At 33.3% G+C, this 11,879-nt stretch carries 10 protein-coding genes and 1 pseudogene; all 11 read right to left on the bottom strand.

Annotated elements, in window-relative coordinates; all coding sequences use genetic code 11:
• Positions 1-162: 162 nt before the first annotated feature.
• Positions 163-957 carry an FtsQ-type POTRA domain-containing protein gene (locus tag RYK07_RS07945; RefSeq protein WP_314853321.1) on the bottom strand — a complete coding sequence of 265 codons (795 nt, stop codon included), beginning with the start codon at positions 955-957 and terminating at the stop codon, positions 163-165.
• Between the two features lie 20 nt (positions 958-977).
• Positions 978-2,075 carry an undecaprenyldiphospho-muramoylpentapeptide beta-N-acetylglucosaminyltransferase gene (gene murG, locus RYK07_RS07940; protein WP_314853319.1) on the bottom strand — a complete coding sequence of 366 codons (1,098 nt, stop codon included), beginning with the start codon at positions 2,073-2,075 and terminating at the stop codon, positions 978-980.
• A 17-nt stretch (positions 2,076-2,092) separates the two neighbouring features.
• Positions 2,093-3,454: a UDP-N-acetylmuramoyl-L-alanine--D-glutamate ligase gene (murD, locus tag RYK07_RS07935; RefSeq protein ID WP_314853317.1), complete on the bottom strand. Its 1,362-nt coding sequence runs from the start codon at positions 3,452-3,454 to the stop codon at positions 2,093-2,095.
• 84 nt (positions 3,455-3,538) lie between these two features.
• Positions 3,539-4,498, bottom strand: a complete 960-nt coding sequence (mraY, locus tag RYK07_RS07930) for a phospho-N-acetylmuramoyl-pentapeptide-transferase (protein WP_314853315.1) — start codon at positions 4,496-4,498, stop codon at positions 3,539-3,541.
• A 13-nt stretch (positions 4,499-4,511) separates the two neighbouring features.
• Positions 4,512-5,999, bottom strand: coding sequence for a UDP-N-acetylmuramoyl-L-alanyl-D-glutamate--2,6-diaminopimelate ligase (locus RYK07_RS07925; RefSeq protein ID WP_314853314.1), 1,488 nt, complete (start codon positions 5,997-5,999; stop codon positions 4,512-4,514).
• Between the two features lie 17 nt (positions 6,000-6,016).
• Positions 6,017-7,693: a penicillin-binding transpeptidase domain-containing protein gene (locus RYK07_RS07920; protein WP_314853313.1), complete on the bottom strand. Its 1,677-nt coding sequence runs from the start codon at positions 7,691-7,693 to the stop codon at positions 6,017-6,019.
• Positions 7,694-7,803: 110 nt separating this feature from the next.
• Entirely contained in the window at positions 7,804-8,178 is a 375-nt protein-coding gene (gene ftsL / locus RYK07_RS07915) for a cell division protein FtsL (protein WP_314853311.1), read from the bottom strand.
• A 22-nt stretch (positions 8,179-8,200) separates the two neighbouring features.
• A complete protein-coding gene (rsmH, locus tag RYK07_RS07910; protein WP_314853310.1) occupies positions 8,201-9,142 on the bottom strand; it encodes a 16S rRNA (cytosine(1402)-N(4))-methyltransferase RsmH in 942 nt (313 codons plus the stop codon).
• Positions 9,143-9,160: 18 nt separating this feature from the next.
• Positions 9,161-9,592, bottom strand: coding sequence for a division/cell wall cluster transcriptional repressor MraZ (gene mraZ / locus RYK07_RS07905; RefSeq protein WP_314853309.1), 432 nt, complete (start codon positions 9,590-9,592; stop codon positions 9,161-9,163).
• Positions 9,593-9,871: 279 nt separating this feature from the next.
• Complete coding sequence (locus RYK07_RS07900) at positions 9,872-10,252, bottom strand: DUF3397 family protein (protein WP_314853308.1); 381 nt, start codon at positions 10,250-10,252, stop codon at positions 9,872-9,874.
• A 206-nt stretch (positions 10,253-10,458) separates the two neighbouring features.
• Positions 10,459-11,879 (bottom strand): annotated as a pseudogene (locus tag RYK07_RS07895) (hypothetical protein); the annotation flags it as partial.

The following is an 11,879-nucleotide window of genomic DNA, read 5'->3' as shown; positions in this document are numbered from 1 at the left end:
CAATATCTAAACTCACATAAATTCCTTGATTTTTCACGTTTATTGAAACCTCCTACTAATATTTTTTCATTCACATTTTATAAATAACTATACATTTTCTATTTTACCATATTTCTTGCTTGTTAAGAAAATATTTGAATAATTTTTTTACATTTTCTTTTACTATTGAGCATTAATATCTGGTGTGTAAAAAATTCCGACTTCCATATCAATGGTTCCTGATTTCATTTGTAATTCATTATAAATACTTGGATAATAATTTAATTTTTCTCCAATATCTTTTAAAGTTCCAATCACTTTCATTCCATCTCTCATTCGAATTTGAAGTTTTAATGGTTTCTTTTCTGGATCTACATATTGAATTTGTCGAATCATACTTACTACACTAGGTGAAGTTTTTTCTAATTGATTCGCTAATTGATTTCTTGATTCTTCGTCAAAATTTACTAATTCTGGGTATCCTTCTTTATTAGAAGGCTCCTCTATTTGAATCGTTTGACCATCCACTAATAATTCATTATATTTTCCATCTTCAACATAATAACCAATAGCAGGATTTTCTAAAATCGTTAATTGAATTGTATTGAAACCAGATAGAGTAACAGAAGCATCTTTAATTTTTGGATTTCTTTTTGTTAATCTTTGTTGAATCGTTTCATGTTCAGATAAGATACCCCATATCGTTTTTCCCTTTTTAATCCCGGCTTGTTCTCGGATTGTTTCGACTTCCACTTGTCGATTCCCATATACGTATATTGCTTTTGGTTTTGATAAAGGAGAAATAAAATAAATACTCCAGAACATACTAGCTAGAAAAATCCACCATAAAAATTTCATTTCTAAACGATTAAAATGGAAAAATTGTTTTATTGGTTGAAAAAGATTTTTTTTCGGAATCTCCTCTTTTATCTCTATAGGAGGAGGCGAAGAAGTTGAAGTTTTTTTAAAAAATTTCATAAGACTCCTCCATTTTCTTTCTACATTATTTCATGAATCATACTTGTTAATCTTGAACTTGCATCTGTAATTCCCATCTTCTTAGCAGAAGCAGCCATTGCTTCTTTTTTATGAGAATCTAATAAAATGTCATCAATTTCAGCTAACATTGTTTGAGCATTCAATTCTTTTTCTAAAATCATTGATGCTGCACCTTGATCAACTAATGAACGAGCATTTGCTTCTTGATGATTATTTGTTACATATGGACTTGGAATTAAAATACTTGCCAATCCTAATGCTGTTAGTTCCGTTAAAGTTGTTGCGCCACTACGACAAACGACTAAATCTACATTTTGGAATAGTTGTGGCATATCTTTAATATACGGAAAAACAGAAACATTTGGCAATGATTTTTCTGAATTTGTAATCTGATTGTTGATTTTGTCATAATGCACTTCTCCTGTAACCATTATGACATGATAATTTTTATCCGCAAATCCTTCTAAAGCCTCAACAAACACTTCATTCATTCGCTCTGAACCACGACTACCACCGAAAATTACTACGATTGGTAAGTCTGTCTGAACTCCAATAGAAGCTAAGTATTCAGGATTTTTCTTAATTTCGACAACTTCCTGCCCTCTAGGATTTCCAGTTAAAACGACTTTATCACTGTAAGATGCAAAATCTTTTTTCACATCTTCAAAGCAAATCGCAATTTTATTCACCCATTTTGCTAAAAATTTATTCGTTACTCCTGCAACACTATTTTGTTCATGAATAATGGTTGGAATTTTTAATAAACTTGCGGCAAATAATACAGGCGCACAAACATAGCCACCTGTCCCAATGACAACATCAGGTTTAAATTCTTTTAAAATTTTTCTTGCTTTAATGACACTCGTTACCATATAGTAGGCTGTTTTTAAATTTTCTAATGAAAGCGAACGCTTTAACCCTTCGATTTTAATGGATTCAAATGCATATCCTGCTTGTGGAACAATTTTACTTTCTAATCCACGTTTCGTACCAATGTATAAATATTCTACCTCTTCTTGTTTTTCTAAATATCTCATAAATGCAAGTGCAGGATAAATGTGACCTCCTGTACCTCCGCCAGATACGACAACTCTCATGAATCTTTTCCTCTTTCTTATAAATTCTCTACAACTCGAATAAATTCATCCCCACGAATTTCAAAATTCTTAAATTGATCCCAACTTGCACAAGCTGGAGATAATAAAATAATATCGTTTTCTTTACTAATTTCATAAGCCTTTTTAGTTGCTTCTTCTAATGTATTCACCACTTCAATAACAGGAATCCCTGCAACTTTCGCAGCTTCTTGTAATTTTTCTTTTGTTTCTCCATACAAAACAATTCCTGAAACAGCCGTTAAATCTGGAACTAATTCATCAAAACCATTTCCTCTATCTAATCCACCTGCAATTAAAATAACCGATTGATTTGTAAAGCTACGTAAGGCTGTTTGAGTGGCAATAATGTTTGTTGCTTTCGAATCATTGTAGAAACGTCTCTTATTCACTTCTTTTACAAATTGTGTACGGTGTTTTACACCATGGAAGTTTTGTACTGCTTTTTGAATTCCTTCATTAGTCGCTCCTGCTAATTTTGCAATCGCAACTGCTGCTAATACATTTTCAACATTTTGTGTTCCAGGAACTTGAATCGTTGAAACAGGAATTACCTTTTCATCATTAAAGCAAATGTAATCATCTTCAACTGAAGCTCCAATTTCTAAAACAGTTTTTCTACTAAATGGAACTAATGTTGCGTTTGTATGTCCTTCAATTAAGGTAATCAATTCTGGATAATCGGCATTATAAACTAAGTAATCGTCTTCCGTTTGATTTTTCGTCAATTGAAGTTTTGCTTTAATATATTCTTCTCGTGAACCATGATAATCTAAATGAGCGCTGAATATATTTACAATACACGCAATTTTCGGTTTGAATTGATCAATTCCCATTAATTGGAAACTACTTAATTCTGAAACATAAATATCTTCTTTTGTTGATTGTTCCGCTAATTGAGATAATGGAATTCCAATATTTCCTGCAGCATAAACATCACGTTCAGGGAAAGATTCTTTCAACATCAAGCTCGATAAGGTAGTTGTAGTCGTTTTCCCGTTTGAACCAGTGATTCCAATGATTAAACCTTCTAATAAATGATAGGCAATTTCAACTTCTGTATATACTGGAATTCCTTTTTTCACAGCTGCTTCGACCATACAATTATGGTATGGAATTCCAGGGTTTTTCACAACAAAATCAAAATGTTCTTCTAATAAATCTACTGGATGTGAACCTGCTAAAACACGAATTCCTTCTTCAATTAAACTTTTTGCATCTGGATTTTCTTCTAATGGAATACGATCATTTACAGTTACAATCGCTCCTTGATGTAGTAATAATTTGGCCACAGCCACTCCACTTTTTGCTAATCCAATCACTAATACTCTTTTATGTTCAAATTTCTTTTCATTCAGCACCTAATATGCCCCCTAAATTAATTTCAATATGTATATGGCAGAATAAACTGCCGAAAAATATGTATGAAAAGCTAAAAAGCTTTTCTAAATCAATACTAATGTAATCAATGCTCCGATTAATCCAACTAAACTGAAGACTAAAACGATTTTCACTTCTTTCCATCCACACATTTCAAAATGATGGTGAATCGGACTCATTTTAAACACACGTTTTCCTGTTAATTTGAATGAGGTTACTTGAATAATAACGCTCGCTGTCTCTAATACAAATACAATCCCAATTCCTAGTAAACTCCACTCATGATGAAGCATTAAAGAAATGATTGCTAAACCTGCACCTAAAGCTAGAGAACCAACATCTCCCATAAAGATTTTAGCTGGCTTCCAATTGAACATTAAGAATCCAATTAATCCTCCAACTACACTAAAACAGAAGAATGCAATTTCTACTTGTTTTGAATGTAATGCTAAAAATGCATACGTTCCATAAGCAACAATAGATGTTGATGTCGCTAGTCCATCTAACCCATCTGTTAAATTTACCGCATTTGAAAATCCTGTAATCCAAATGATGGTAAAAATGGCAAATAAGACTAAACTATGTACTTCACCAAAAAAAGGAATATAAATTAATGGAGCACGTCCACTTAATAAGAATAAAGCTACAAAAACTGCAGAACCTGCTATTTGTAAAACAAATTTTTGATGGCTTTTTAAGCCTTGATTTTGTTTTCTAAATACTTTAATAAAATCATCAAAAAATCCAATCCCACCAAAAAATACAAAACCAATGACGCCACTTAATAATGTGAAATTAAAATGTCCGAATAATCCTCCAAGAACTAAACTAACAATTCCAATCATCATTAAGAAGATAAATCCTCCCATCGTTGGTGTTCCGCTTTTAGCCTGATGCCAAGATGGACCATCCTCTAAAGTTGTTTGCCCAAATTGATTCCTACGCATAAATTGAATAAATTTAGGTTCCGCAAATACTGTTGCTAGTAATGTGGCTCCTAATACAAGTAATAATTGTAATGTCATCTTTTTCTCCTTTTTATAACTTTCCTAATAATGATTCTACGATTTCAATTTCATTATAAGGATATTCTACTTCACCAATAATTTGATAAGGCTCCACACCTTTTCCAGCAAGTAGCACAATATCTCCAGCACTCGCTAATTGAAGTGCTTTTTCAATGGCTTCTTCTCGTTTATCAATACATTCATAAGAAACAGAATTCTTATCAACTGTACTTAATAATCCTTCATAAATATTTACTAATGGCTCTGTTCTAGGATTATCTGCTGTAAAGACTACATGGTCTGATTTAGTTAGAGCAATCCTTCCTAATTCTGGTCTCATACTAGAATCACGATTTCCTCCACTATGCCCTACAACTGTAATAATCTTCCCATGTGGAATTTGTGCTAAAGAATCTAATACATTTTCTAATCCATCCGGAGTATGAGCAAAGTCCACGATTACTTGAAAATCTTGTCCTTTATCAACAGATTGCATACGACCTGCTACACCTTGGAAAGCTTTTACTTTTTTCAATATTTCTTCCATCGAAACTCCATAAACAAACGCTACTGCAATTGCAGACAACATATTATAAACATTGAAAATTCCTAGTAATGGCATATCTACTAAGTAACGTTCATCATTTTGAATTACTAGTTCGAAGATTGTATGTCCATTTTCTGTACGAATATTTTCAGCTTTGAAGTCAGCTTCCTCATTAATTCCATAGCTAATCACTTGAACTGGAGTTGAATACTCAAACATTTGAAACTGTTCATCATCCGCATTTAAAACCGCTACTTTTGGCTTAGAATTTTCTCCAACATAATTCCCTAATTGAGAGAATAATAAACTTTTAGCATGCGCATATTGTTCCATTGTTTTGTGTAAGTCTAAATGTTCATGTGTTAAATTCGTAAAGACTACACAATCATAATCTAATCCCCAAACACGGCCTAATTGTAAGGCATGAGAAGAAACTTCCATCAAACAAGTCTCTCCACCAATCTCTTTTAACTCTTGGAAAGTTTCATGCAATGTTAAAATTTCTGGAGTTGTATTATGAGTCTGAATAATTTTTGGACCAATTTTACGATAAATTGTACCAATTAATGCAGTTGGTTTATTCGGTTTTTCCAATAATGCATCTATCATATGAGTGACTGTCGTTTTACCATTAGTTCCTGTAACACCAATCATTTGTAAAGATTGAGTTGGATATCCATAAAAATGATTTGCCAACAAAGCCATCACTCTTGTCACATCTTTAACATAAATTACTGGAGTATCCCCTACTTGATTTTTGATAGATTTACTAGCTACAAAGGCAACGGCACCTTTTTCTTTCGCAGCAGCAGCAAAGCGATGCCCATCTACTGTAACTCCATCAATACAGAAAAATAATGTATTTGGACGAACTTTTCTTGAATCTTGTGCTAAAAAATCAATTGTTACACCTGATAAATTACCTTCAATCTTTTTGAGATAAATTAATTGAGCTAATTCTGTAGCTAACATTTCTAAATTCCTCCTTTTTATTGCGTTAATCGACTATAATCTAACGCACGTTTCATCATTGGATTAAAAATCTCTTTAATTAAAGCACTACCTCCAGCTCCATAAGGGTTATTTTGAGGTTGCTTCAATGTAATATATAAAATATATTTTGGATCACTTGCAGGCGCAAATCCAACTACAGAATAAATATAATTACTTCCATACGAGTAATAAGTTCCTGTTTCAGGATTTACAAATTCGGCAGTTCCTGTTTTCACAGCTATTTCCTCACCTTCAATATCAAACCCATTAGATGTTCCATCTTTCATAGTAGTTGCTTGACGTAAATATTCTAGAGTTTTTTTAGCTGTTTCCGGTTTAATCACTTGCCCTAAAGAATTTTCAGAAAAATTCACTGTAGTATTTGTTGCTGGTCTAAACTCATGATCCACAATTCTTAATTTTTTCATTTCACCTTGATTTGCAATTGCTGTAAAAGCTTGTACCATTTGAAAAGCTGTTACAGAAATCCCTTGTCCAAAACCAGTCGACAATTGTTGTAAATAAGAATTATATGTATTCAATCCAGTAGCTTCATTTAAAAATCCTGATTGCGTACTTTGACCAAATCCAAATAAGTCTAAATATTGCTTCCATTTTTCTACTCCAATTTTTTGAACTACATGAACAAAAGCAACGTTACTTGAGTGAGCTAAAGCTTCTAAATAAGTGATTCTCCCCCAACCAACTTTATTATAGTCACGAACTAAATCTTTAAAAATCTGGATTTTACCAGATTCATACTTTTCATTAGGGTCAAAAACTCCTTCATTAATAGCAGCAGCAAGAGCTAATACTTTCATAGTAGAACCTGGTTCATAAGCTTCATCCATTAATAGATTATTCCACATTGTACCAATGCCTTCTTTTGTTGTTCCATTAAACGTTGGTCGCTGAGTTGCAGCTACTATATCCCCTGTTTTTGGATCCACTAACATCGCTGTTAATTGATTTGGTAAATACTTTTCAGTTACTTGAGAAACTAAAGATTCTAAATACGTTTGCATTTTTTTATCTAAAGTTAAATACAAATCATTTCCATCTTTAGGTTGCTCCGTAATTTTTTCACTTCCTGGAATAACATATCCATTACCATCTAATCGAGATACAAGTTCACCTGGTTTTCCAGTTAGCGTAGCATTATACGATGCTTCAATTCCCATCTTACCAACCAATTGTTCAACTGGTTTTCCATCAACTTGTTGTTCTTCTACATCTGTATATCCAATTAAATGAGATGCAAAAATTCCATTTGGATAATAACGTGAAAGATTTTCCGTAAATTTAATACCGGGAAGTTCTTCTTTTTCAATTTTTTCCTTTGTTTCAACAGAAAGATTTTTCCCTGCATTTCCAAATTCTACTTGGGAAACATTTTTTTGAGATAAGATTTTTTCAATTTCTGGAGCCTTCATATCAATGTATTTTGATAGAACTTGTGCAGTTTTTGAAAAATCTTGTACATAATCTTTTTTTCCTTTATCCCATTGATCTGTTAATACAGCAAACAAAGAATAATTCGTTGCATCTACAGCAATTGGACTACCACTTGCATCATAAATATTTCCACGCTTAGCCTTCAATAGTGTTGTGTGAGTTAATTTTTTATCTAATTCATCTCTCAAATTAACACCATGACTTTGGCCTAGAACCATTATTTTAAAAAAGTGAAAAGAAAAAATGAGAAATAGGAAGAATGCGATTGCCATCAAGCAACGTATCGCAATCTTTCTATTTCCCAAATATTCCTTAAAATTATTCATTTTCATTGTCCAACATTCCTTACGTTATTTTGACCCATTTGTAATCCTTGTTCTTTTGCAATACGATTCACACGGTCATATTGTGATAATTCTTGCGCCGATTGTAATAACGTATCATTTTTTCTTTGCATCAATGTTGTATTAGTTTGTATATCTTGCAATTGACGATTTTTATTCGCTACTAACATTGAGCTAACAACTGTTAAAGTGCCTAATAATACAATTACTACAATTGAAATAATCATATTTCTTGCATAATTAACTTTTACTTTTTCTTGAGGTATAGCCGTTACTACTTTGTCGGAATAAGTATTCGGAAAGGCTTCTTTGACTGTTGTTGTAGAATTTACATCAACGATTTGTTCTGCTAATGCCATCAAAAAACGCCTCCTTTACTAATTATTTCACACGTTCAATCACTCGTAATTTTGCACTTTGTGATCTTGAGTTTTCTTGCATTTCTTCTTCTGTTGGCAAAATTGGTTTTCTTGTAATCAATTTAAAATCAGCACTTTCTAACTGTCCTGGTAAAATCGGTAAATTTTTAGGACCTTGTTCAACAGTGCTTTGTTGTTTAAACATCGTCTTCACAATACGATCTTCTAAAGAATGGAAAGAAATAACACTAATTCTTCCGCCGACTTCTACTAAATCAAAAGCTTGTTCTAGTGAATCTTCCACTGCTGCTAATTCATCATTTACAGCAATACGAACTGCTTGGAAAATTCTTTTAGCAGGATGTCCACCTTTTCTTCTTGCAGCTGCAGGGATACTATCTCGAATAATATCTACCAATTCCCCTGTTGTTTCAATTTCATGGTCTTGTCGAATACGTTCAATATTTCTCGCAATTTGTTTAGAAAACTTTTCTTCTCCATAACGATAAAATATTCGAACTAACTCATCATAACTCCATTCATTGATAATCTCTTTTGCAGTTAATGGTGCAGTTTGATCCATTCTCATATCTAAGATAGCATTTTGATGATAACTAAATCCTCTCTCAATTTGATCCAATTGTGGAGAAGATACACCTAAGTCATACAAAATTCCATCTACTTTTTTGATTCCTAATTCATTTAATTTTTTCTGAATCATTCTAAAATTTGCATGAATGAACGTTACTTTACCTTCATCAATAAATTTTTTTAAACGGATTTTAGCATTATCAATGGCATTCATGTCTTGATCAAAACAATATAAATGTCCCGTTGTCAATTGACCTAATAAATATTCACTATGTCCTGCTCCACCTAATGTACAATCTACATAAATCCCATCTGGTTTTACTTCAAGATTATCCACTGTTTCATGTAGCAATACGGTTACATGTTTAAACATTCTTTATTAATATCCTTTCTAAAATCCAAAATCAGCCATTTGTTCTGCTAATTCTTCAAAATTCTCTTCAGTTTCAGCAATATATGCTTTCCAACGTTCTTCATCCCAAATTTCAATTCGATCGTTCACACCAATTACTCGACAATTTTTTGCTAGTCCAGCATGTTCTCTTAATGTTGGTGTGATATTAATTCTTCCTTGTTTATCAAATTCTACTTCGCTAGCAGCAGAATTGAAGAAACGAGCAAATGCACGAGCGTCTTTTTTAGATTGAGGTAATTCACTCAACTTTTGACGAAGCAATTGCCATTGTTCAAGAGGATAGCCGTATAAACAGCCGTCTAGTCCACGTGTTACAACAAAAGTGAATCCTAAATCTTCACGAAATTTTGCTGGAACAATCATACGTCCCTTAGCATCAATTGTGTGTTGATATTCACCGATTAACATGCAGACTCCTCCTATCATTCATTAATTATCCATAGTTTACCACACTCCCCCACTTTTCACCACTTTTTTATGAAAAAAGTTAAAAAATATTTTAAACCCATCCCTTTTTTATATAAAATTAAAAACACTCTTCATTGTAGAACGTTCAAAAAGACTTATATATCAATGTTTTTCATCAATTTATTACAACCCCACTTTTTTATCCTTACTTTGTATTTTTTAAATAAAAAAAGCACTTAATCAACTGACTAAGTGCTTCTCTAACTATTTCTAAAACTATTAACGGACAACTCCCCAAGAGAGTAATAAATAAAAACAATACTCAATGACTAACAGCAGATGTCCCATTACAAATACCAAAAATTCTAATGAAAAAAATTGATATAAATATTGTCTCAATGAGAATTCATGGTTACCTTTTTTCACTAATAACAATGTTACTCCAATAATACAACTAAATAATATCATCCAAGGTAATTGAGAATATCCTAAAACTACTTGAGAAAAAATTTCAAAACTAACAACTAATAAAGGTAACATTACTTCTCTTATTGTTAGAAAGAATGAATCTGAAAAATAAATTCTTGTTCCAAAATAATATTTTAATACGGCATAACTGGCTATCGTTATGGTAATTAAAAGTGGTGCTAATAAAAACATTCTTTTCTCTCCTTTTCTGACTGTATTGTACACTAGAAACTCTTCTTCGTACAGCAGTTTCCTATTAATAGCAATTGAACCTACCTATTTTCTATCTAAACAACCATACTACATTCCTTTTTTGTTTTTCATAATTGATTGATAATAGCACAAAAAGGCTAGCTTTAAGTTTAACACTTTTGCTAGCCTTCTTTTATGAAGTTATCTTATGCTTTTGTAAAAGTTACTACATAATCATAATGTGTTGCATTTTCTTGATTAATTCCTACAAAATATTCATCAGCAATTTTGTATCCTTTTCTTTCAAGTTCTGCTTTCTTTTGATCAATTTTTGATTTTAAAATAGACTTCAATGTTTGTGCTGGAGCTTTTTGAGGTACTTCAACTTCATTTTTACTATCTAAATCATTGAAGAATCCAGGAATATCTTTCATCCCATCATAATTATAATAAATAGAAACTTTATTTTTTGGTTCATCAGCATTTCTTTCGCGAAGTGTTACACGTGGTTGATACACTGGTGCACTTCTAAATCCTGTATTTTCTGGTGTACTATTTCCATGCCCAATAACATTGTTATCTCCAATATTTGTTCCTTCTGGTCCGTTACCAGATAATCCTGAATTTGTGTAATCTGGTTTACCTTGGTCAACTCCAGGAGTATCAATCGTAATTAAATCATCTGAATATTTCTCCACTGCAGCCGCTTGATCATCTGTAGTTTTTGCTTGTTTCATTTCTTCTTTAGCTTTTTTAGTATATTCTTCTACTTTTAATTTAGCAGCTTCTTTTTCACTAGATGATAGACTACTTGAGTTAATTTCTTCTAATTTCATTTTTTTACGTGACTCTAACTCTGCGCCATTTTCTTCTAAACCTTTTTCAACATCATCTTTTGGTACATTTGGATTATTCTGATTATTTGAATCTGCTGGTGTTTCTGTTGTGCCTGACTCTGCTGGTTTTTCTTCTGCTGGTTGCGATGGAGTTGGTGTTTCTGCTGCTCCTGGCGCTGCTGGTTTTTCTTCCGCTGGTTGCGATGGAGTTGGTGTTTCTGTTGCTCCTGGAGTTACAGGTTTTTCTTCCGATGGTTGCGCTGGTGTTGGTGTTTCTGTTACTCCTGGAGTTGCAGGTTTTTCTTCCGATGGTTGCGCTGGCGCTGGTGTTTCTGTTGCTCCTGGAGTTGCAGGTTTTTCTTCCGATGGTTGCGCTGGTGTTGGTGTTTCTGTTGTTCCTGGAGTTGCAGGTTTTTCTTCCGATGGTTGCGCTGGTGTTGGTGTTTCTGTTGCTCCTGGCGCTGATGGTTGTTCTCCCGCTGGTTGCGCTGGTGCTGGTGTTTCTGTTGTACCTGGCGCTGCTGGTTTTTCTTCTGCTGGTTGCGATAGAGTTGGTATTTCTGTTGCTCCTGGCGCTGCTGGTTGTTCTTCCGCTGGTTGTGCTGGAGTTGGTGTTTCTGTTGTTCCTGGAGTTGCAGGTTTTTCTTCTGCTGGTTGCGCTGGTGTTGGTGTTTCTGTTGCTCCTGAAACTGCTGGTGTTGTTTCCGCTGGTTGCGCTGGAGCTGGTGTTTCTGTTGCTCCTGGAGTTGCAGGTTTTTCTTCCGCTGGTTGCGCTGGTGCTGGTGTTTCTG

The sequence above is a fragment of the uncultured Granulicatella sp. genome, from assembly GCF_963528315.1.
In the GTDB taxonomy this organism is placed as follows: domain Bacteria; phylum Bacillota; class Bacilli; order Lactobacillales; family Aerococcaceae; genus Granulicatella.
The sequence above is the reverse complement of the archived record's forward strand: the minus strand, read 5'-3'. Positions and strand labels throughout refer to the sequence as shown.

What these genes read in the sequence shown, in the direction of transcription:
- rsmH (WP_314853310.1), bottom strand. Translation starts at nt 9,142, where the DNA reads ATGTTTAAACATGTAACCGTATTGCTACATGAAACAGTGGATAATCTT.
- RYK07_RS07920 (WP_314853313.1), bottom strand. Translation starts at nt 7,693, where the DNA reads ATGGTTCTAGGCCAAAGTCATGGTGTTAATTTGAGAGATGAATTAGAT.
- RYK07_RS07900 (WP_314853308.1), bottom strand. Translation starts at nt 10,252, where the DNA reads ATGTTTTTATTAGCACCACTTTTAATTACCATAACGATAGCCAGTTAT.
- RYK07_RS07945 (WP_314853321.1), bottom strand. Translation starts at nt 957, where the DNA reads ATGAAATTTTTTAAAAAAACTTCAACTTCTTCGCCTCCTCCTATAGAG.
- ftsL (WP_314853311.1), bottom strand. Translation starts at nt 8,178, where the DNA reads ATGGCATTAGCAGAACAAATCGTTGATGTAAATTCTACAACAACAGTC.
- murG (WP_314853319.1), bottom strand. Translation starts at nt 2,075, where the DNA reads ATGAGAGTTGTCGTATCTGGCGGAGGTACAGGAGGTCACATTTATCCT.
- mraY (WP_314853315.1), bottom strand. Translation starts at nt 4,498, where the DNA reads ATGACATTACAATTATTACTTGTATTAGGAGCCACATTACTAGCAACA.
- mraZ (WP_314853309.1), bottom strand. Translation starts at nt 9,592, where the DNA reads ATGTTAATCGGTGAATATCAACACACAATTGATGCTAAGGGACGTATG.
- RYK07_RS07925 (WP_314853314.1), bottom strand. Translation starts at nt 5,999, where the DNA reads ATGTTAGCTACAGAATTAGCTCAATTAATTTATCTCAAAAAGATTGAA.